Below are 20,100 nucleotides of genomic sequence, written 5' to 3'. Positions count from 1 at the left end.
TATATGATTAGTAATTCCCAAATTTGAACAAATATACTTTTTCGTGAAGCACTAAAAAAACCTCTCCACTATTATGGAAAGATCTTTGGTCCATTGATGGTATGCTCTTGATCCACATATGCATTTCTAATCTAGAATATCTATTTACCGGATGTTCCCAGTAAAGGCCATATAAATTTGGGGGTTTACAGAAATAGCTGTCCAGCCAATTATTTACACTATTGGATTCCGTTTATTAATATTTAATTGACTTACTAGTTACTGGTGGTTCATTAAACCAACCTTTTTTAACCAATAGTTTAAACCCTTTTTCTGAAAAACTTTGAACCTGTTCTATTAATTCATGTAGTATTTTGACATGATTCCTCTTATAACTAGATACAGCAGCGTTTTGTAAATTTATGATTCCAATGGGATTTAAATACATTATTAGATTTGTCATTAACTTATCTGAAAATGGAGATTCATGGACTTTATGAACGAAGCTCTCTAGTCCAGTTGTAGTACTAACACCGTTTTCCCTTAAAATATCCGATAAAGTGGCAGCTTGATGAAATGCTAATTTCTTGCCCTCATTAAATAGTCGCTTTGACTCATCATCTTTTACAACATCAGCAAATGCAGTGCATAAAGCAACACCAACATTATTGCATTGAAGTGGACTGCACATGTGTACCAATTCTACTGCATTAAGTGGTCTCAATTGTGTAGATACAACCTTAAACAGTTTACTCTCTCGTTCATGTGCTTTCATGTATAAAAATGGGCTGTTTTGTAACAAGTTCTTTTCTTTTAATAAACCTAGAAGCGATTCATCAATTTGAATAAGCTTAATAAGGACTTCACTAAAGAATTTCTTTACATTCATATCCGTTAGTTCTGCATATTGAGAAGCGAGGATCCGCATCCCATTTCCGGTAATATGCTTATGAACTTCAATGATTAATGGATCGGTAAAAAGCTTTACTGAGGAGTTAGATAAATCCACTTCGCTGAAAAACGGCGTTTCATTATAACCGCTATCATTTAATATCTTTGTAGCCTCTTTTTCTTGAAATGTAGATAATGAATAGATTTCATCGAGAACACCTCTCAAATCTTGGTCCTCAGCCGTGTCGATAAGATTTTTCAAAATAATATTAACCATATTTGAACTTGATTGTAGATACCAAAGAAAGCCGAACTCATTTACGTTCATATAATAGGCTCCTTTATTATTTATTTTCACTTATTAGAATGACAAAAATAGTGGTAATTATTCTAACCATGGGATGATTAACAACCCAGAGGTTATCCATCACTGTGACTTTAGTTGGGAAGCCTATTATTCATTTATATCTAATCCAGATAACTTTAAAGAAAGTTCATCTACTACTAAAAATACACATCCAAAAACGGTTCTGTAATCAATATAGTCCCCTTTAGCTTCAACATTTATCTCGATAATATTTCTTTTATTATGTATGTATTTTTCTTCAAATTGATTAAAATTAATATTTGTAATAGATACACTAATTTCCTCAAAGGATTTTTGTAGCTCTCTTTCAAATAGTGAAGGATTAAAGTTTTCCCTGAAGAAAATTCGAATAGTAAATTTCATTTCAAATCCTCCTTCTACTGATGATTTGCAAAATCTTCCTTACTTAACCTATATTCGAATAACTTGTATATCTTTTCTCCTATATAATTTATTCAACTAGTCTGTCCAGCAGCGAATAAAAAAAGCGATCCCCAAAGTATCGCTCAATTTACATGATTGCACCTGTTTGTGAACAAAGTGAGTTGTTTTCTTTCAACTTCTGCCCACTTTTCTTCAATTAACCTGCACCATTACTTAAAAAATGGCCTTGCTGATTACAAGCAAAGTATCAAAGTATTTCGTGGACTGTATTAACGGTACCGCTCTTCTTTAAATGGATTTGCTGTCATCGAATAGCCAAACTCTTCCCAAAAACCAGCCTTGTCTTCTTTCATAAACTCAATTCCTGACACCCACTTTGAGCCTTTCCATAGATAAAATACTTCTGGTGGAATGTACCTAAGTGGATAACCATGTTTTGGATCAATATCCTGCCAATCATGATGTTTATCCTTCCACCGGTATACAAACAATGAATCGTCCCCTAATAAAGGCTCTAGGGGCAGGTTCGCAGAATAACCAAATCTGTCCCTATTGTAGTACCCGTAGATTTTAATGTATTTTGCACCTTCATTCATTTCAACAAATTTCAATAACTCTCTAAGTGCAATTCCTTCAAAGGTTGTATCAAATTTGGACCAGGTGGTAACACAATGCATGTTAACGCTTGATATGGTTTTTGGTAGCTCCATGATTTCTTTATAGGATAAGGACCTTTCTTCCTTCACCTCACCAAATAGTCTGAAATTCCATGTGCTTTCATTAAACTCGGGAACATCCCCTTTGAACAGTATCGGCCATTTTTCTGTTTCGAATTGGCCAGGTGGAAGCTGCTTTTTCATCTTACACCATCCCTTTTTTATCTTAAACGTTAGTAAATTGCAGTGCTTAGAATAGTATGCTTCAAAATAAGGAAGGCATACTGTAGTCAGATCCGTCCCTACTTCTTAAATGGCAACGTGTACAAAAGTCTATTCTATAGAAAAAACACATTGAATTGGAGAATTCAATGTGTTTTTACAGTTTCTCGAATGAGAATGGTAATTATTAATTATTTAGGATTAATAGCAATAAATTCCTCAATTGTATCAGGGGTATTTTTGCCTTCTTTTCCTTTGAAAAGGTCGATATTAACGGTCACATCCATACAGCCAAGGTATTTTCCGTTCTCATCACGTACTGCCATGAATTTTTGGTAAATTTGACCCACTTCACCATGCCGTTTTGGGAACCAAAATTCCCATTCGTCGCGTGTTCCTGAACGGAAGTCATTCAACAATTTCTCAACGTGGTGAGCCACTTTTGGGTGAAGCTCAAGCACTGGACGACCAATCGCTTCTTTGCGGCGACCATGCACGCGGTTTGGATTATTTGAATACCAGCGGAAAATATCATTAGCATCGCAAAAGCCCATCTCAAATGGCAAAAGATTAATGATTGAATCCAATGTGCTTGCTTTAATTGCCCCAGTTTCAAAATTTATCACAGCTTCAGGACTAATTAAATCTGACAATTTTTCTTCAGGCATATATAAAACTCCTTTGTGAGTATAAAATCATACAACTAGTAGTGAGCAAAAAATCGCCCTCAACTATTATAACCTTTTTTCAGTTTAGCCAATTCGTATAAAACGCACAATATTGTGAACAGTGGTACTACAGGGTTTCCATCCTTCCGTCATTCAACAATATGTGTCATGGCTCCTTTAATCCGATTCACGTCATCTTTTTGTAAAATTTTTTGAGTACATGTTTTGCAAATAGTTCATTTTATATCATTAATACCTCTCAGAACAAAAGTTACACTATACACTGAGCTCTCGTTTATTCTTTTCCGCTAAACTCTAAAATAGTGATTCCCTCGGATGCTTCTGGTGCTTCAAAAAATTTAGTAACATGAACAAACACCGCTTCCGTGTCAAAAGCTGCTCTTTCTGGTTGTGCGTTACGCCTTTGGGCAATTTGATGTAAGCATTGCTCGTTAGTTAGATTAAGGTAAATTAGTTGATGGCTTGCATTAACTTCTGATACCAAATCCAAAAACCATTTTCGTAGTTTATGAGTGTTAGCGGGAAAATCCATCACTACATCTGCACCGACACTTAATAGGTTTTGGACATGCTTTTTCACCAACGGCTTTAGCTGTGCTGAGAATTTTAGATATTCCTCAAATGATGTGATCTGATTGGGATAAAGAGATGAAAGCCATTCATCCTCAGATAACAGTACCGCATGTTTATCTTTTGCCAACTGTTTTGATTTGGTTGATTTTCCTGCTCCCATTTTTCCACAGAAAAAGTATAGCGTCCCCGCTTGTTTCATCTTTTTTGCCCCCAAGCTAATTTTAGTGGTTGTTGCCCCACTTTGTAAAACGATCATTTACAACCAAGGTTAGTTGTTTTGCTTTGGACTACGACCAAAGTCGTATACCGATTTAGTTCAGAGACTGATGAAATATTCTAACCAAAACTTTATAATGATTAAGGAATGAAGGTTTGTTAAATATTATGATACAAAAAGGAGTAATTTTATATGGAAAATAAGGGTTTCAAAATATTGATTCATGCTAGTACTTGGTTTGCACCTATCCTAGTTCCCATTATCACATATTTAATCAGTTCAGATCGAGAAATTAAAAGCTTATCCTTACAGGCTTTGGTCTTTCATATTGTAATCGGTATTTTAATTTCAGTGTCTGCTGTTTTTTCTTGGCTATTAATCGGGATTCCATTCCTCATTATTTTTGGACTCATTGCGATAATCGCTCCGATTGTTGGAATTGTTAAAGCAGTTAATGACCGTCCTTTTCGATATCCCATTATTGGATCATGGTTTTGATTCAATCTAAACGAATGTAATAACGATCTTCTTAAACGAGCGCTTTTCTTTAGAAAGAAGGCGTCTTTTTTATATGCTCCTACAATTGGGTACCAATTTTCCTTTACTTACTTTCATTAATCTTGGAGATCGTAAGAGAAAACTCCTCAAAACTCAATTGTCCTAAGGCAAACTTCGTACTTTGAACAAAAATCCGTTCATTTTTAGTTAGTTCACGTTTTGCTGCCTTTTCAACCCATTCATGTTCTACGTCTAAACTATCTAAAACATGTTTTTGTTTTGAAAAAGCTTCATAGTATCTTAATCCAAATTTCCTTTGGGAAATAGCATCAATATGTATTCCATCTGGATTTGCAGTTAAGCCTTTTGATGTTACAAAATAACAATTTTTTTCGGAATGAGCCACTTTAGATAAAATCTGGTTTATTTGTTTATATTCTACAGCACTTTTTCCAAATCCTACTTCTCCAAGATAATGCCCCAACTCGCCAATAATAATCGGGATATCCGGTGCATTTAATTCTTCTCTCAAATGTTTAAATAATGAGAGTAATTTATTTTCATATGTCTTATAACGTTCTCCGTAACTGTCGCTTTCTCCTTGATGCCACAGAATCCCCACTATTTCACTTGTTTCCATAGCGAATTTTGCTTCAGAAATCGCATGTCTGGTTAATAGACCATCAATTGCCCATTCATCAATAGAGCTTCCTCCTTCGGCACATGGTATGACCCCAATGAACTCGCCCGGATTATCATCCGTCCAAGCCTGAGCAAAAGAGGCCGCCGGCCCAACACCAGATACATGACGGTCAAAATTAATTGGCTCTGCCATCATTTGCCATCTTCCATTCCGCAACATATGTATGTGCTCATTATAAATTGGCGATACCTCCTCCATAAATCCTCTGCCAGCCATGTTTGATTGTCCGATTACTAGTATAGATTTCATAGAAAAACCTTCCTTCTTTGTTTACATAGATTCATTATACTTTATATTTAAAGTCAATTTTATGCTCTATATAAGCATAAAAGAAAAGGCATCCAAACTGGTTCATATGGATGCCTTTTTGCTACAATCTGAAACGAACACTAGTAGCTGTTCGCTGAGAGTCATTATTTTTCGGTTGCTGTATTCCCCATTGCAATAGAAATTCTATTCCAATTATTAATTTGATTAATGATTAGAACAAGGTCAACATACTGTTTCTCGTCATAATGTTCACGCACTCGTTTATAAAGCACATCTGGTACACGTTTTGTCGGGATTAATGTCACATGCTCGGTCAACTCCAAAGCTACTTTTTCTGCTTCTGTATAGAATTCACACTCTTCCCATGCACTGACACAGTATATTCTTTGTTCTGTTTCACCCATTTTCCGAGCATCTGCTGTATGCATATTCAAACAAAATGCACATCCGTTAATTTGTGAAGCGCGAATTTTTATCAATTCCCGAAGTTTACGGTCTATACCTGTTGATTTCGTGTATTTCTCCATATCCATCATAATTTTCATGGCATCAGGTGCTAAGTTGTAATAGTCTATTTTATTTTCCAATGTCATTACCTCCTATATAATTAGAGACTGATTTAATCGGCGATTAACATTATCTATAATATGAGCTTTAATTATGTTTGTCAACTGAATAGGATTGACCTAAAATTGATTTGTTTCAATTGACTAACACTCTAAATACCCCTAAGATACAATAAGAAAGCTTTAAAATCAAAGCAGGTGAGTTTACATGCAGTATAGTGTCGGAGTTGAATATGCATTACATTGTCTGGTTTATTTAATTGATCTTCCTTATAAGGAAAGTGTTGGGATAAAGGATTTGGCTGAATTTCAAGGACTCTCTGAGACATTTCTTTCAAAAGTCTTCGGTAAATTATCAAAAGCTGGCATTGTAAGTTCTGTCCCTGGTGTAAAAGGCGGATACAGGTTATCTAAGTCCCCAGAAGATATTTCCTTTTGGGATGTAATTGAAGCCATTGAAGGTGCTAAGCCTATTTTTCAATGTAAAAATATTAAAGATAATGGTTATTTATATAGAGATGGTTGCTGTAAAGCTCCCTCCTTTTGCACCATCAATTTAGTTATGCTCTCTGCGGAAGAAAAAATGCGTGATGACTTACGGAGTAAAACACTTTCATGGTTAAATGAAGAACTTGATCGTGTCTTACCAAAACAAATACGTGAAGATACCCAGAACTATTTTTCGAAGAGCAACAAATAAAACAAACCTCTCGTGAAATTCCGATAATAGCAGGAATTTAGAGAGGTTTTTTGGTACTTTTAAGGAAAACGTGAATCGTTCAATTTTCTATTGATAGTTACAACCAATCCGGAACAAACCTGGGTGGTTTGTTTAAGTGAATTTCTCATAACATAGTTCACAAATGCCCTTTCAAAACTGAAATGGGACGAAAAATGGATTATTCATTTATACTTTTAATAAAGTCCCTTAAACTGGGTAAATTAAACCCTAAAGACAGTTAGTAGAGGTAGTTATTATGAAATATGTGAAACCATTTTTGATATTGATGACGGTTCTCTCATGGTTTTCCCTTGCTTTTGCAGGCAAAAAATCCGTTAAACGATTTCTCCCCACATCCCTTTTTATATCAATTATTGTGACAGTGGTTCAATTTATTGCGAAAAAGAGGAGATGGTGGTTCTGGTACGGAAAAAAACACCCCTCCGTTTTGGCTTCGTTTCCTTTTACTTGGGGTACATTCTTTGCCGGTTCGTTTTGGATTATGAAATTAACTTATGGCAATTTTATAGGATATATGGGGTTGAATTTAATCGCGCATTTAGCTTTTACATATGTTGGAGAACCTATCCTTAAAAAATTTGGGGTTGCATCACTGGTGCGAATGAAAAAAATCCAGTTAATGTATGTTTTAATGATGTTAGCGCTTCTACTTTATGGATTTCATTTTGTTAAAGAGAAGGAATTAGTAAAAACATAGAATCGAACAGATCCTTCACTAAAGGGCAATTTTATTTAATTTGTGGAGGACATTGTGAAAGTTTCTACTTAAACTATAGGGGGTAAGAGTTAATGATACTTCACTGTGTATGGAAAGTTAACGGAAAATTTCCAGCTAAATTGGGAAATACCTATATTTCCTTAAGAATAAGGGAAGTTTTTCCGATTATATTATCCAAATCTTAGGATTTTGTCTTATTAAGAGCTGTTAACCGGAATAACTCCACTTATATCTGCTTCTTAAGCTGCCTCTTTATACAATAGCCGGAAATTCTCCGTCTATGAATTCTCATACCTACACAAAATCGATACGATAAGGCGAAAATGGTTTGCAACATCGTTATTCGCAATCCAAAGAATTAGCAATTAAAACAAAAATAACAAAGGATATAAACCCTCGCTATTTCTAATGTTTTTTACTCTCTCTAACCTTACAAATTGACGTTTTGCAATAGAAAACGGAACCCATTATGATATTTTACCTCACTATTTCCCATCAATTGAAAATGAAATTCTGAACAAGTTCATCCATATGGCAATGTTCCGGATGAACGTATCTGCAGCAAGGGAATGAAAATCTACTAAATCCGCAATCATTCCTTTGAAATTGGATGAATAGAACGTGCAACTTGTTTGTTTTTAGGAAGTGTAATGCCAGTAAAGCCATAAAAAATGGTAATCAATGGTGAAAATAAGCAGAATAGCGCAAAAGGAAAGTATTCTGTAACGGATACTCCAAGCACTGAAGATAAAAATACCCCACACACACTCCATGGTACGAGTGGATTCACAACCGTACCCGCATCCTCTAACACACGTGATAAATGCTTCGGTTCCAAACCTGCTTTTTTGAAATGCTCTTTAAAGGCATTTCCAGGTAAAAGGATCGACAGATATTGCTCCCCCAGGATAAAGTTAACCGCAATAGCCATTCCAGCTGTCGAACTAATTAATAAGGGAACACGAGTTAATAATCCTTGTAATAGTGATATGAGTGCCGGAATAATCCCAAGGCGGAAGAGCAAACCACCCATGCTTAAAGCAAGCAGGATTACTGAAATACTGAACATCATACTTTCCATTCCACCACGTGAAAGCATGGAATCCACTTCTTTTATACCACTCTCTGATACATAACCAGAGTAGAGTAAATCGAACATTCCTTTACCATCCACTCCGCCATTTATAAAAAATGAAATTAAAAGCGCAGACAATGTACTAGCAGCCAGCGTAGCAATGGCCGAAACCTTTTTAGCCGCCAGTACAGAAAGGATGATGAATGGCACAACAGAGTACCAATGAACAAGGTTCAGATCATTTAGCGCTTCTTTAATGACCCCCATTTGGTTAATCCTCTGATCTGTTTCCCCTGGTGAAAGAAAGAGATAAATGATGAATGATAGGATGAATGCCGGGATCGTTGTCCATGCCATATTTTTTATATGATCAAATAAGTCTGCCCCAGCCACACTAGACGCAAGGTTAGTCGTATCCGATAAAGGTGACATTTTATCGCCAAAGAATGCGCCTGAAACAACTGCTCCAGCCGTAATCACGGGCGAGATACCTAGTGCCGAGCTTGCTCCAACAAAAGCCACACCCAAGGTCGCAGCTGTTGTTAGGGAACTTCCAATACTTAAGCCAATTATAGCTGTTACCACAAAAACAATAGCATAGTAGAATTTTCCCGAAACTAACTCAACCGCCAAATAGATAAATGTCGGAATGGTACCACTCGCCATCCAGCTGCTTATCAGTATCCCAATAAAAAAGAATATCATCACGGCAGCAATTCCGGATTTCGCTCCATCCGCCATCGCTACTTCTAGATCTCTAAAGCTGACTTTTTTTACTGCACCATATCCTAGTAACAGGGAAATCCCTGCGATAATCGCAATATGCGGAACGACTTTCATACCAATAATAAGATAACCAACCATCCCCATTAAAAGTGCAGTAATAAATGCCGCTTCAATTGGTTTAATTTCGAGTACCTTTTGATTATGAACCATACATTATCCTCCTATAAATGATAAAAATAAACGCAAAAAAGCCCCTTCGTCTATTAGGGACGAAAGGACTCCGCGGTACCACCCTATTTGGCAAGGATTATTCCTTACCCACTCAAAACATATGGCCGTTCAAGACAGCTGTACTTCAATTTGTCACTGCCCAGATTTTCAGCCTCCACCTGGTCTCTTTTTGCTGCTCATGACAATTCTACTGTTACTGTAGGCACCCTATTTACTTTTCTACTAAAACGCTTTTAAGTGTTAAAGCGTTTATGTGAATACTATACACTGGTTTTTTTATTATGTCTACAATAATTTTTTTGGTTTTTTTTTACGCCTTTTGCCATTCAATTCTAAAAGTATTTTCTACAATTGGGGGTCTACCTCCAGCTAAACACAGATTCCAACATTAAAAATCCCAATCTCTCAGTGATGAAAAATTGGGATTTAATTATTCAGCCAATACTAGCTTTGGCGGCATTTGCAGCATTGTTTTATGAAGTGTAAAAAATATCGCTTTAATATCATGACATTACATTCGAACTTGAGTCGTTCCTCTTTCCTAAAATCTTCATTTTCAGTAAACTGTTTAACTTTTCAGAGCTTAGTAGCATCACTGCAACAAAAGTTAGTAGATACATCGGGAAGATTCCAATGGTTGAATGAGACGCAATGAAGCCTAGGAGGGGAGGCAAGAATGTCGTGCCTGTATAAGCAACCGCCATTTGATAACCCATTATGGTCTGAGAGTGTTTTTTTCCAAAACGTGTGGGCGTCTCATGTAACATACACGGAAAAATGGGTGCTAATCCTACCCCAACAATAATAAAACCAATAAGTGAGAAAATAGCTGGTAATGGTAAGATTAGAATAATGGCACCAAATAATGCCATGACTTGGCCTCCACGAATCAGTGTACGGTTCGTCATTTTAAACGTAATAAAGCCTGTAAGAAATCGACCTACTGTTATTCCCGCGTAATACAAGGAAACCCAACCGGCAGCAGTTGCGGCACTTACCCCTTTAACATTTACCAAGAAACTACTTCCCCAGAGTCCTAGAGTTGCTTCAACTCCACAATAAAACAAGAAAGATGTAAGAGCCAATTTCACCCCTTTAATTTGTAAAGGTTTTAGATCCTTCTCCTCTTCAACATGTATAACTTCATTTGTCTCTTTAGCCACTCCTTTTACGGTAATATGGCTTTTTGTCACTCTGTTCCATAAAGGCAAAGTGAAGAGAAGAAGAATGACTAAAGCAAACTGGAGACCGGAAATAACAAAATACCCACTTCTCCAAGCGTTCTCTCCCATAATAAACTGAGCCATAATAATAGGACCAAGAGTAGCTCCGACCCCCCAAAAGCAATGTAACCAACTCATATGATGTGCCTTATAGTTGATAGCCACATAATCGTTTAATCCTGTATCAACAGCTCCTGCCCCTAATCCAAGCGGGATCGCACATATCACAAACCAAACGACCGATGGAGCAAAATAAAACCCTAGTAATGCACCAGCAGTCATTAAGACGCTGACAAAGGTGACATTGCCCGTTCCGAACCGTTTCAGTAATTTCCCACTAAATAAACTGGAGATGATGGTACCACCTGCAATGGTCATAAAAAGGAATCCGGCTGTTTCAAGTGGCGCCCCTAAGTCCGATTGCATGACGGGCCAAGCTGCCCCCAACAATGAATCAGGTAAACCTAAGCTAATAAAAGCCAAATAAATGATGACTAAAAGGATTGCTGTCACGTTCAAACCTCCTTTTATGAATGTATTTAATGATTCATTCCGATAAAAATGACTTATTAAATGTATTTAATAAGTAACAAAATAAAACTATGTTTAGGTTTTAAAATTCATTGGTATACCTATTTCACTAAACAGTTAACTCAATAAGATTTCCTTCAGGGTCTTCAATAACACTCTCGTAATACCCGTCTCCAGTAACACGAGGACCGTTAATAAGAGGGTAACCTTCATTTTTTAATCTCTCTGTTAGTTGATTAACGGATTCCCTGCTCCCCAGAGAGATCGCAATATGTGCCCATCCCAAATGCACACCATTGCCATGCTGGTTTACCCCGTCTTTGCGCATAATCTCTAATCGGACACCTGACTCAAAAGTTAGAAAGTAAGATTCAAACTTCTTTTCCTTATTATGATATTTAGTGTTTGACTTACAATGAAAATATGTTTCATAAAAATCCCTCATGCCTTCCAAATCATTGACCCAGATAGCCACATGCTCGATTTTCAATTCCTATTCACTCCTTTTTATCTAACCATAACTTGAAGATTTTTTTGGCTCATGCATTAAATAATATTAGCCATTAATCATTAATTCAAGGCATAGGCTTTGCAGTCCGTATAAATAATCTTGTTTCCAATCACTTACAATAAGCTCCGGTAGATGTTCTGAAGGGATATACTTCGAGCTACATTCCGTTTTAGCAATAGCGGTATTTGAAAGATGATTAATCCAAATTTACTCCTTAACAATGAGTCTCAACCCGTCATTAAAAAGGTCATCTGCCGTACGACCCGAATTGAAATACTCTTCAATACCAGCCACTATAGTGGGATGGTCTTTGGTGAACTGTTCCATATCGAAATTCTGACTTAAACTTGAGTCAGGGAGAGTTTGTTCTTCAATTACATGTCCAATGGTGAAGTGTTGTGCTGTCAAGACAATTAACCGTGATTTTCGTAAGCTCACTCCTGCTGTAAGTAACGTCCGTATTGCTACCTCCATCACGTTAGACATGGTTAAGGAAAAGTGTGATCCTGCGACAACACGCGCTCCATCTGTGTATGATAGCATAGCACTACGAAGCTCATTAAATAGGCATATAAGCCACTCCTGCCAAGATTCGTCAAGGGTTCGTTGCCTTATTCCGGAAAATTTTGTTCGTAAGATTCGTTCTGATAATTCATTGAGTAAACTGGCTTTATTCTTAACATGCCAATATAATGTTGGTGTTTTGACACCAAGTCTCTTCGCTAATTCGCGCAAACTTACACTCTCTAAGCCTTTTTCATTCAGTAATTCTAATGCTTCCTCCACAATTATATCCTTATTAAGTGCCATCTTCTTTCTCTCCTTAAACCGCTCGTCTTAGAATAGTTTAACATATATAGATTTATCTTGAAACACATCCCTATATATGTTAGAGTAAAATACAAATAAAACCCTATATGTGTTAAAGTTGATTTTATTTAAGGATAGAAGGAGGATAAGAAAACATGTTAAAATGTATTTCACGTTGGCATCGAATAATGGTTCGAAGGATCACTGTCACGTTTGGCCTTCCTAAAGATTTGAGCCATCAACCCTCTGTTTGGCATAAACAACACCCTGAACGTGTTTCACAACTTCACAAAAACACTACTAATTGGCATAATAAGCACAATAAACGAGTAGCAGCATTTCATAAAAATCACATCTCCAAAATAGAACGTGGCGAAAATGGAAACAAATTGCTCGCTAAATGGGAAAGATTTGTTTACAACAAAGGGAAAAACTCTTTTTAAAACAGCAAAATAACCTTTACGACTTAACTGTTCCTTTTTGGAACAGTTTTTTTCCTTACAAGACAGGAAAAATGAAATAATAGATGTCGTATTTGATTCACTTGGGGGCAAGATGCTCGGAAAATCATTCGAAGTGATAAAAAGCAGAGGAAAAATGGCTTCGGTTTCAGGATGACAAAAATCCGGCCAAAAAGCACGCCAATGGATGGATTTCCATTGGCGTTCAGGATTTTTCCATCCCCGCTGATGTTACTTTTTCTTTTTTTCTTGTGCCTGTAATGCTACTCGTTCAAGCCCATCATGCGCGAATTCTACATCTGTTGCAGGCATTGCTGGATTATTCCTTATTTGCTTATTCTTCTTTTTAGACATGTTTTCACCACCTCGATTACATTTTCTTTTTATTTGACTAGTACTTTTCCAACCATTCCTTCCTGGAAGTGGTACCGACATATCAGTTCATATGTACCAGGCTTATTCGGTTTAATCGTAATCGTTTTTTCTTTTCTTGGCTGAATCTCGGCATCAATTCCGAGCTTGTCCACCGTAAAGGTGTGCTCTTTTACCCCTTTATTTCTCAAAATCAACGTTGTGGTTGTTCCATTGGAAATAGTGATGACTTTCGGATTAAAGTAATCATCGTTCAACTTGACCTCAATCGTTTTCACTGTCTCCATAGGCTGTGTTCCGTCGCCTGATTCAGCAAATACGTTGAGTGAGCCAGGAGTCGACACAACCAAGATCAACGCAATCAATGCGACCCATCCTGTGAATCGCTTTTTCACAGACATTCGCAATCCCCCCTTTCCTACAAACTATTTTTTGCTAATTCATTAAATATTATCAATAGAAATTGGGTTCCCTGATTCTAACCCCCTCCCTTTTATATAGTGCAGCTTAAATGAAGTTGGAAAATGCCTAACCCCGTTGCATTAACACAACGGGGTTAGGCATCAGGTACTCTACGAATGTAAATTCACTACGAATCATTATTCATGATCCAATCACTAATTTCCGAGATGGACATTCCAGAACTTTTTAAACGTTTAATTGTCTCAAGTCTTTTAACAGACGCTTCTCTTGGATATCTTCGTGTTAAATTTTCATCTTCTTGCTCAAACGGAATTAAGTTTGCCTCAGTGTAATATTTTAATGTGCTATATCTTGAATCCGTTATTCGAGCTAGTTCCCCTATAGATATATATTCAGATTGAAGAATATCATCTAATGAACGTCTTCTCGCCACTGCAATCCCTCCAAATTAACCAACAGAAGCAATAATAGTGGTAATTGTGTGTGAAATACCCTCTATCATTGCAAATATTTCTTTGTTAGCAGGGTCCTTACGAAGTTCGGAGATTTTATCTTTAAGCTCCTTTTCTTCAAACTCGCTAAAATAATGATTGATTGTGTGATTTCCAATTAATAAACCTGATAAAACAATAGTATCTGTTGAAACGGGCCCTTCTTCTAATAGCTCGGCACGAATTTGTTCCACAATCTGCTTCTTTGACTTTTCACCACCGACAAATTGAGTGGCCTGTCCTACAATGCCACCGCTAGTTTTGGTGACAATATTTAGTTCAACTAAAGTATCACCAATCGAGTGAAATAATTCCTTGAAAAGCTTTCGATTTGTAACCAGATCTCTTGATAACTTTTTTAAATGGTTGGATTTTTCATCAAAAATCTTATGATAGACTAAACGTAAATACCCTTTGTCACTTGGTAATTCTTGTTTTATTGTCATTTGATTATCTGACAGTAAAATTACATCCTCCAGAATAAGTTCCAAAATACCACTCGCAATCAAATAGGACCGAACGCGCATACTCCCGATAGGAGCAATGCCGCCCTTTTCATTTAATGATAACAATAAATACCTTTGAGAAATACTTAAATTTTCCACAAAAACACTCCTTTTATGAGCAGAAATAAGCACTAAATTTTACTTCCTACTTACTACTTACTACTTAAAATTCTAACCTCCACACATAATATTGTCAATAAAAAATACTAAGTAGTCATTTATTACCTGCCGATAACTTTAAGAGACATTTCTACTTTAAAAGCAGGGTTAGTGGTATCTCCCTTTATATTATTATTTTTTTGAATCCAAAAAAGCCTAAAATGAGCAAGAGGCGAATAAAATCTTGCTTATTTTAAGCTTATTATTTGTTATTGTAGTAAGGGTAGTTATATAAAGGATCATCGGCAGAACCTTGCTAAGGTGGCACCCTCTTTCATTATTTATATGTATTCATAGAATAGGCATTTCAAGGGTTGATTTGGGTCATCAGTGGGTACGATTTATATTTGGTATTTATACAATACTGTTTACGCCATTTCCTTTATACCAACAAAGTGTATGAAAACTGCCTATTTTAAAAATCCTTCATTTTCAATGTCAATATGGAACTGCATATCCATTTTCATATTAGGAAGATAATTGGTTCTCCAATTTTCTAATTCTTTTGGTGGAATCTCGTTTCGATAGAACTGCCCTAATCCGAAAATATCAGCTTCCCTTTTTTGTATTTTAGAAAATAGTTGGTTAAACCGATTAGTAAGAATCTCACTTAGTTCCTTTTTTAGTACATTAAGGGGTGGATTTCCATTCGTTTCCATTAGCACAACCTTCAAACTGATTCTGCTTTGCATATAGGGTGTTTTTTCAATCAATTTGGCTTTATTATCAATGTCATTACTGACAATCATTACGGAGGCATGATCCGAGACTTCAATATCTCCTAGCGTACTTTCTCCTTTAAAAGCATTAAATAAAAGGGTTTCTTCGGAGCTAATTTGGTCCACCATTTTCCCTCTTTTAATGATTGCTGATCCAATTTGTTCCAGAGGGGTGCCTTTTCCTGTTTGAATGATGGGAATTGCAACATCATGTGTAGAGGAATGGATACCGCGGTAAACTTCCCATACCCGGGTAAGGGCGATTTCAGGAGTCCATCCGGCATTTTTTTCAAAAAAATCGTATGTAGTCACTCCTTTTTTTGTCTTAAAGAAGAAATTAGCCAAATCCTCATTACAAATGGCTACTAAGGCGTTATTTGGAATATCACGTGACCGAATGAAACCAGATATAATGTCTTTTACACCTTGCTCTGCAAGAGCTCTGTCAAACAATATTACCTTTATATGTAGCAAATCCACACTGCCCTCCATATTTCTGGAAAGGTTGTCGACCGCTTGAGTTATTGTTGCTCCTTTTGCCGATACAATTTTCATTTTCGCTGTTTGTAATTCTGTTTCAGGGATCTTTAGAAACACCTTGTAATCTTCGTCCACTTTCATAATCCCCATGGTTACAGGAAGAATTCGATGATTGATATCTTTATAATCCCAACATCCACTTAATGTTATGGTCATCAATAGTAGACAACAGCTACGATGAATATAAGCGAATATTTTAGATGGATTCATTTTTACCCTTCCTCCTTAATCGTATTCCGAAAAAATAAAGCGATAAGGGGACAGCCATGTAACTGTAAAATCTAAAAAAAGTGTTCCACCAGAATAGCTTCTCCACAGCCTTCCAGTCTGGGATCAATAGACAGGTAAAAAAGACTAATCCAGAAAATGATACTAATAAAAAGACTGGTTTAATGGATGGAATATAATGGTTTATGATTCGAATTGTTTTCCATGTTGTCAGAGATGTGTAAACGATAATAAAAGAAATTAAACTTAAAAGAAAAAACATAGTAACCCTTTCAAACATTAGCCAATTAATGGTTATCGTATCTAAAACAACAACGAATGGTAGGAAAAAAGTAGAAAAAAAGTGAATACCCACTACCTTTGGAGACACCAATGGTTCCTTCAAAATATAGTAACTTAAATTTCTCTTCCATCAAGAATATAAATATTCGAGTAGAGGTGAAGTTCTTCCTTTCGGAAAGGTTAAAAAACAAAACCTATTCAATTGGTTCAGTGTTTGATGGATATGCAAAATCCATTAAGCATTTTGGGGACTTCATTTCCCTTAAATACCCTCATTTACTTTCAATAATAGTTATACCAAAAGAAAAATCCTAATAGGCTATCGAACTTATCTGGCTGATAAAAATATAAAAACAGAAAGGGTCGGTACTTCTTTACCTTGGCAGCCGAATTACCTAAAACAGAATCGAGTTCTTAACTTTTATAACCAACTTTTTGATTTTTTGAATGATTATTATGACGAAAGGGATGAACTTGAAAAGGATATATGGGATGTTAGAAAGTTAGGCATTGATTATAATAAGACAAGGTCTGAATATCGCGTTTCTTTCACGGGCATTGTTCCAAAGTACAGAAGTTGGTACAAGAAGTATTGCGAAACTAGATTGGTTGTACAACAAAATTGGAGCTATGCACGTTTTAAAAGCACCATGCGCCCAATGTGTACTTTCTTCAAATTTATTGAGATCACGCACCCTGAATGGTCTGATTTGCAAAATTTAAGTCGAGAAGATATTCTGGCATTTATGAAGTATGTGGGCCAATTGCCAAGTGGGAATTCGAGTAAAAAGACTCCAGAAGAACAAAGGAAAAACAGAATTCGAGTTTACTTGTATGACGTGCAGGCTTTCTTGTCCTATATTCAACTACTTGAATGGGATTTGGCTCCTTTCGAACCTATTCATCACCTAATCTCCCCAGAATTTTCCTAAAAGAAACTATAAAATAAATACGGATACGATAAAATACATTCCAGATGAGGTTTGGGAGCAAATACTGGACAACCTTCCTCAACTAAACCCGATATACGTCCCAATTCTCTTGGTTTTAGAAGCATCAGGATTTCGTATATCTGACACCCTTCTATTAAAAAAGGACTGTCTTGATCTCAGAAAGGACGGCTGGTGGTTGGTCGGCGATATCCGTAAAGTGAATTATAAGGATCACAAAGTACCTATTACGGAAGAAATCGCTGCAGTTATCAAAGCCCAAATTACCCTCGTAGAGAAATACTCTAATGATTCAAATCCTGAAGGCTTTCTATTTCCTAATCCTACTGGAAAAAGGAAGGGATTGCCTATTACACAGACTGTTTTCAATGACAATATTAATATTTTAGCCCACAGGTACAACATAACGGACCTATCTGGAGAAATTTTCCGTATCAAAAACCACGCCTTTCGGCATCGGTATGGAGTCAAAATGATTAATAACGGAATGAATATCCTTCATCTGCAAAAACTTATGGCACATGCAAGTCCTGAAATGACCCTTGTGTATGCACAAAAAAAAGACAATACATTGAGAACCGAGTGGGCAAAAGCTGTTAATAATGGCGCTGTCAGGCTTTCTCTAAACGGCTCCGTCATTGATGCGAATTTGGAAGACCAAGCAAAAGAAAATGGCTTAGAATTGGAATGGATCCGTCATAATATGGACTCAATCCGCCTAGATCACGGATTTTGTATCAAAAGCCCCAAATTATCTTGTGACTTCTTAGACCAAACGCTGGAACCACCTTGCATCAAAAATAACTGCCGGAGCTTTCATGTGGACCAAACATTTCTGAATTATTATAAGGAACAGATTGCGAAGATCGAATCCGATATTGAGATTTATAAAAAGACTAATAGCATCAGGTCTATAGAATTAATCCAGCCTAAATTACAACGTTATAAAGACATTGCTGCCTCACTTGAAGGTGGTAATGGCATACAAGGATTAAGTAAGGAACGAAGAGAATATAAAGTGGATGAAAGAAATGAGGTGCATTTCCATGACCAATAAGAGGCCAGATACAGCAGGATTGTTAAAAAACGCTGCGGAGAAAAAAGAAAAATCGCTCAAAAGGGTTGAAGATTCTATAAGGGAAATGGTGAAAAATCAAAAGCGAATCAATTTTCAAATCGTAGCTGTTCATTCAGGGGTATCCAAAACCTACCTTTATATAAACAAAGATATCAAAAATAGGATTATAACCCTTCGAAATCAACAAGAAGGTATATCCAATCCAAAGCAGGTAAAAAGAAATATGACCGAGAATTCCAAGGATATCATAATTGAAAGTTTGAGGCGGAAGGTCAAGGAATTGACAAAAGAACGAGATGAACTAAGAGAACAAATAAAACATAATTTAGGGAAATATTACGCTGATTTATAAGCATGAACAGTTCAACATTATTTTTGATGATTATGAGAGTAATGGACCGAGAACGGTCCTTTTTTAGTTTCTTATTGAACTAGTCGAGTAGAAGGGAGTCTTTCTACCTTGCGGTAAATTGTACTCCACCCCCCTCACGGAAAGGCATGCAGGATTGCATCAAAGGTATGGTTGGTAATCTTAGGTCAATAGCTAAAAACTATAAAATTACGGAACGATACTGGAAGAGAACGTTAAGTAGTAGAAATCAAAAGAGCTATATAACGTGGGAAAAGTTCAATTTTATTAAGTCAGTATTCCCTTAAGAACGTCTTAAACTATCAATTTCCTTTTCGGAATTGAAAATGTACGCAAAACTGTGAATCAATTTCTGAAGAGCCCGGTGCGGGAAAACCGCACGCCGGGTTCTGTGGGGGGTTGAGTCGCCAATTGGGGCGACCTTTCTACCCGGAGTCGGCCAATTAAATAATAATTAGCATCCTACTCTATTTAGCAAGTTTTATTTGCCATATTCACCGTTGTAATCTATTTTTACGAACCCATCCTGATTTTTTACAGCAAGTGATTCTGTATTTTTTACTCCCTTTATTTCATAAATTTCTGTCCCGGTAGGGAAAATATTTGAAAAGGTTTCTCCTTCTTTTACATCCGTTTCATTTGATGATGATGTATTAATGGTGCCAACCTTTGCTCCAACTAGGTTTTTATCTACATCCTCATTTGTTACAACATAATTATGCCCCTCCCAAACCACAAAATTTGCATTCCAATCTGCATTTGAGCCTTTGTTTTCAGAAGTGCACCCAAATAAAATAGTACCAATAAATAAGCAAAGTGTTAACAACCCTAGTTTTTTCCGCATAAGACACTCCTTTAATTGGTATTTTTTTGCATAATTAAAAAATATTGCAATAAATATATGAAAATATGATACTATATTTCTATATTATTGTAAAA

General features: G+C 36.3%; 23 protein-coding genes. 6 read left to right on the top strand and 17 right to left on the bottom strand.

Features of this window, described 5'->3' with window-relative positions:
- Positions 1-235: 235 nt before the first annotated feature.
- The 5 genes from RCG19_RS21170 to RCG19_RS21150 form a co-directional block, all read right to left on the bottom strand.
- Positions 236-1,198, bottom strand: a complete 963-nt coding sequence (locus RCG19_RS21170) for a DUF3231 family protein (RefSeq protein ID WP_308108767.1) — start codon at positions 1,196-1,198, stop codon at positions 236-238.
- Positions 1,199-1,324: 126 nt separating this feature from the next.
- Entirely contained in the window at positions 1,325-1,600 is a 276-nt protein-coding gene (locus tag RCG19_RS21165) for a hypothetical protein (protein WP_308108766.1), read from the bottom strand.
- 290 nt (positions 1,601-1,890) lie between these two features.
- A complete protein-coding gene (locus tag RCG19_RS21160) occupies positions 1,891-2,481 on the bottom strand; it encodes a molybdopterin-dependent oxidoreductase (RefSeq protein ID WP_308108765.1) in 591 nt (196 codons plus the stop codon).
- A gap of 209 nt (positions 2,482-2,690) precedes the next feature.
- A complete protein-coding gene (locus tag RCG19_RS21155; protein ID WP_166245937.1) occupies positions 2,691-3,167 on the bottom strand; it encodes a PAS domain-containing protein in 477 nt (158 codons plus the stop codon).
- 295 nt (positions 3,168-3,462) lie between these two features.
- A complete protein-coding gene (locus RCG19_RS21150; protein WP_308108764.1) occupies positions 3,463-3,960 on the bottom strand; it encodes a P-loop nucleotide/nucleoside kinase family protein in 498 nt (165 codons plus the stop codon).
- A 210-nt stretch (positions 3,961-4,170) separates the two neighbouring features.
- Between RCG19_RS21150 and RCG19_RS21145 the strand changes: the two genes are divergently transcribed.
- Entirely contained in the window at positions 4,171-4,476 is a 306-nt protein-coding gene (locus tag RCG19_RS21145) for a DUF4870 domain-containing protein (protein WP_308108763.1), read from the top strand.
- A 103-nt stretch (positions 4,477-4,579) separates the two neighbouring features.
- Here RCG19_RS21145 and RCG19_RS21140 read toward each other — a convergent pair whose 3' ends face one another.
- Both RCG19_RS21140 and RCG19_RS21135 read right to left on the bottom strand, forming a co-directional pair.
- On the bottom strand, positions 4,580-5,428 hold the full coding sequence (locus RCG19_RS21140; protein WP_308108762.1) for a sialate O-acetylesterase: 849 nt from the start codon (positions 5,426-5,428) through the stop codon (positions 4,580-4,582).
- 164 nt (positions 5,429-5,592) lie between these two features.
- A complete protein-coding gene (locus RCG19_RS21135) occupies positions 5,593-6,042 on the bottom strand; it encodes a carboxymuconolactone decarboxylase family protein (RefSeq protein ID WP_374049564.1) in 450 nt (149 codons plus the stop codon).
- A gap of 181 nt (positions 6,043-6,223) precedes the next feature.
- On the opposite strand from RCG19_RS21135, the gene RCG19_RS21130 reads away from it, so the two are divergent.
- Both RCG19_RS21130 and RCG19_RS21125 read left to right on the top strand, forming a co-directional pair.
- Positions 6,224-6,715: an RrF2 family transcriptional regulator gene (locus RCG19_RS21130; RefSeq protein WP_308108760.1), complete on the top strand. Its 492-nt coding sequence runs from the start codon at positions 6,224-6,226 to the stop codon at positions 6,713-6,715.
- A 277-nt stretch (positions 6,716-6,992) separates the two neighbouring features.
- Entirely contained in the window at positions 6,993-7,454 is a 462-nt protein-coding gene (locus RCG19_RS21125) for a hypothetical protein (protein WP_308108759.1), read from the top strand.
- A gap of 613 nt (positions 7,455-8,067) precedes the next feature.
- Here the strand turns inward: RCG19_RS21125 and nhaC are convergent.
- The 4 genes from nhaC to RCG19_RS21105 form a co-directional block, all read right to left on the bottom strand.
- Positions 8,068-9,486: a Na+/H+ antiporter NhaC gene (nhaC, locus tag RCG19_RS21120; protein ID WP_308108758.1), complete on the bottom strand. Its 1,419-nt coding sequence runs from the start codon at positions 9,484-9,486 to the stop codon at positions 8,068-8,070.
- A gap of 524 nt (positions 9,487-10,010) precedes the next feature.
- A complete protein-coding gene (locus RCG19_RS21115; protein ID WP_308108757.1) occupies positions 10,011-11,243 on the bottom strand; it encodes an MFS transporter in 1,233 nt (410 codons plus the stop codon).
- A 127-nt stretch (positions 11,244-11,370) separates the two neighbouring features.
- Positions 11,371-11,751, bottom strand: a complete 381-nt coding sequence (locus RCG19_RS21110; protein ID WP_308108756.1) for a VOC family protein — start codon at positions 11,749-11,751, stop codon at positions 11,371-11,373.
- A gap of 228 nt (positions 11,752-11,979) precedes the next feature.
- Positions 11,980-12,582, bottom strand: coding sequence for a TetR family transcriptional regulator (locus tag RCG19_RS21105; RefSeq protein WP_308108755.1), 603 nt, complete (start codon positions 12,580-12,582; stop codon positions 11,980-11,982).
- Between the two features lie 155 nt (positions 12,583-12,737).
- Between RCG19_RS21105 and RCG19_RS21100 the strand changes: the two genes are divergently transcribed.
- Positions 12,738-13,025 (top strand): hypothetical protein, encoded by a 288-nt coding sequence (locus RCG19_RS21100; protein ID WP_308111069.1) that lies wholly within the window; start codon positions 12,738-12,740, stop codon positions 13,023-13,025.
- A 249-nt stretch (positions 13,026-13,274) separates the two neighbouring features.
- Here RCG19_RS21100 and RCG19_RS21095 read toward each other — a convergent pair whose 3' ends face one another.
- The 5 genes from RCG19_RS21095 to RCG19_RS21075 all read right to left on the bottom strand — a co-directional run bounded on the left by RCG19_RS21095 (position 13,275) and on the right by RCG19_RS21075 (position 16,463).
- On the bottom strand, positions 13,275-13,397 hold the full coding sequence (locus RCG19_RS21095; RefSeq protein WP_278187288.1) for a hypothetical protein: 123 nt from the start codon (positions 13,395-13,397) through the stop codon (positions 13,275-13,277).
- A gap of 29 nt (positions 13,398-13,426) precedes the next feature.
- A complete protein-coding gene (locus RCG19_RS21090) occupies positions 13,427-13,816 on the bottom strand; it encodes a cupredoxin domain-containing protein (RefSeq protein ID WP_308108754.1) in 390 nt (129 codons plus the stop codon).
- A 188-nt stretch (positions 13,817-14,004) separates the two neighbouring features.
- The gene (locus RCG19_RS21085; RefSeq protein ID WP_308108753.1) at positions 14,005-14,271 is read right to left on the bottom strand and encodes a MerR family transcriptional regulator; all 267 of its coding nucleotides are present in this window, start codon (positions 14,269-14,271) and stop codon (positions 14,005-14,007) included.
- A 15-nt stretch (positions 14,272-14,286) separates the two neighbouring features.
- Positions 14,287-14,934, bottom strand: coding sequence for a GPP34 family phosphoprotein (locus tag RCG19_RS21080; RefSeq protein WP_308108752.1), 648 nt, complete (start codon positions 14,932-14,934; stop codon positions 14,287-14,289).
- A gap of 470 nt (positions 14,935-15,404) precedes the next feature.
- Complete coding sequence (locus RCG19_RS21075) at positions 15,405-16,463, bottom strand: Ger(x)C family spore germination protein (protein ID WP_308108750.1); 1,059 nt, start codon at positions 16,461-16,463, stop codon at positions 15,405-15,407.
- Between the two features lie 1,245 nt (positions 16,464-17,708).
- On the opposite strand from RCG19_RS21075, the gene RCG19_RS21070 reads away from it, so the two are divergent.
- Together RCG19_RS21070 and RCG19_RS21065 are read left to right on the top strand one after the other, a co-directional pair.
- Positions 17,709-18,770 (top strand): tyrosine-type recombinase/integrase, encoded by a 1,062-nt coding sequence (locus RCG19_RS21070; protein ID WP_308111041.1) that lies wholly within the window; start codon positions 17,709-17,711, stop codon positions 18,768-18,770.
- Positions 18,760-19,143: a DUF6262 family protein gene (locus tag RCG19_RS21065; protein WP_308108749.1), complete on the top strand. Its 384-nt coding sequence runs from the start codon at positions 18,760-18,762 to the stop codon at positions 19,141-19,143. The genes RCG19_RS21070 and RCG19_RS21065 overlap by 11 nt, the downstream gene beginning before the upstream one ends.
- Positions 19,144-19,642: 499 nt before the next feature.
- Here RCG19_RS21065 and RCG19_RS21060 read toward each other — a convergent pair whose 3' ends face one another.
- Positions 19,643-20,005 (bottom strand): hypothetical protein, encoded by a 363-nt coding sequence (locus tag RCG19_RS21060; RefSeq protein ID WP_308108748.1) that lies wholly within the window; start codon positions 20,003-20,005, stop codon positions 19,643-19,645.
- Positions 20,006-20,100: the final 95 nt, after the last annotated feature.

Source organism: Neobacillus sp. OS1-2 (genome assembly GCF_030915505.1).
Classification (GTDB): Bacteria; Bacillota; Bacilli; order Bacillales; family Cytobacillaceae; genus Neobacillus.
The sequence above is the reverse complement of the archived record's forward strand: the minus strand, read 5'-3'. Positions and strand labels throughout refer to the sequence as shown.

What these genes read in the sequence shown, in the direction of transcription:
- RCG19_RS21125 (WP_308108759.1), top strand. Translation starts at nt 6,993, where the DNA reads ATGAAATATGTGAAACCATTTTTGATATTGATGACGGTTCTCTCATGG.
- RCG19_RS21140 (WP_308108762.1), bottom strand. Translation starts at nt 5,428, where the DNA reads ATGAAATCTATACTAGTAATCGGACAATCAAACATGGCTGGCAGAGGA.
- RCG19_RS21145 (WP_308108763.1), top strand. Translation starts at nt 4,171, where the DNA reads ATGGAAAATAAGGGTTTCAAAATATTGATTCATGCTAGTACTTGGTTT.
- RCG19_RS21095 (WP_278187288.1), bottom strand. Translation starts at nt 13,397, where the DNA reads ATGTCTAAAAAGAAGAATAAGCAAATAAGGAATAATCCAGCAATGCCT.
- RCG19_RS21170 (WP_308108767.1), bottom strand. Translation starts at nt 1,198, where the DNA reads ATGAACGTAAATGAGTTCGGCTTTCTTTGGTATCTACAATCAAGTTCA.
- RCG19_RS21100 (WP_308111069.1), top strand. Translation starts at nt 12,738, where the DNA reads ATGTTAAAATGTATTTCACGTTGGCATCGAATAATGGTTCGAAGGATC.
- RCG19_RS21135 (WP_374049564.1), bottom strand. Translation starts at nt 6,042, where the DNA reads ATGACATTGGAAAATAAAATAGACTATTACAACTTAGCACCTGATGCC.
- RCG19_RS21160 (WP_308108765.1), bottom strand. Translation starts at nt 2,481, where the DNA reads ATGAAAAAGCAGCTTCCACCTGGCCAATTCGAAACAGAAAAATGGCCG.
- RCG19_RS21105 (WP_308108755.1), bottom strand. Translation starts at nt 12,582, where the DNA reads ATGGCACTTAATAAGGATATAATTGTGGAGGAAGCATTAGAATTACTG.
- RCG19_RS21065 (WP_308108749.1), top strand. Translation starts at nt 18,760, where the DNA reads ATGACCAATAAGAGGCCAGATACAGCAGGATTGTTAAAAAACGCTGCG.
- RCG19_RS21150 (WP_308108764.1), bottom strand. Translation starts at nt 3,960, where the DNA reads ATGAAACAAGCGGGGACGCTATACTTTTTCTGTGGAAAAATGGGAGCA.
- RCG19_RS21060 (WP_308108748.1), bottom strand. Translation starts at nt 20,005, where the DNA reads ATGCGGAAAAAACTAGGGTTGTTAACACTTTGCTTATTTATTGGTACT.
- RCG19_RS21075 (WP_308108750.1), bottom strand. Translation starts at nt 16,463, where the DNA reads ATGAATCCATCTAAAATATTCGCTTATATTCATCGTAGCTGTTGTCTA.
- nhaC (WP_308108758.1), bottom strand. Translation starts at nt 9,486, where the DNA reads ATGGTTCATAATCAAAAGGTACTCGAAATTAAACCAATTGAAGCGGCA.
- RCG19_RS21165 (WP_308108766.1), bottom strand. Translation starts at nt 1,600, where the DNA reads ATGAAATTTACTATTCGAATTTTCTTCAGGGAAAACTTTAATCCTTCA.
- RCG19_RS21090 (WP_308108754.1), bottom strand. Translation starts at nt 13,816, where the DNA reads ATGTCTGTGAAAAAGCGATTCACAGGATGGGTCGCATTGATTGCGTTG.
- RCG19_RS21130 (WP_308108760.1), top strand. Translation starts at nt 6,224, where the DNA reads ATGCAGTATAGTGTCGGAGTTGAATATGCATTACATTGTCTGGTTTAT.
- RCG19_RS21155 (WP_166245937.1), bottom strand. Translation starts at nt 3,167, where the DNA reads ATGCCTGAAGAAAAATTGTCAGATTTAATTAGTCCTGAAGCTGTGATA.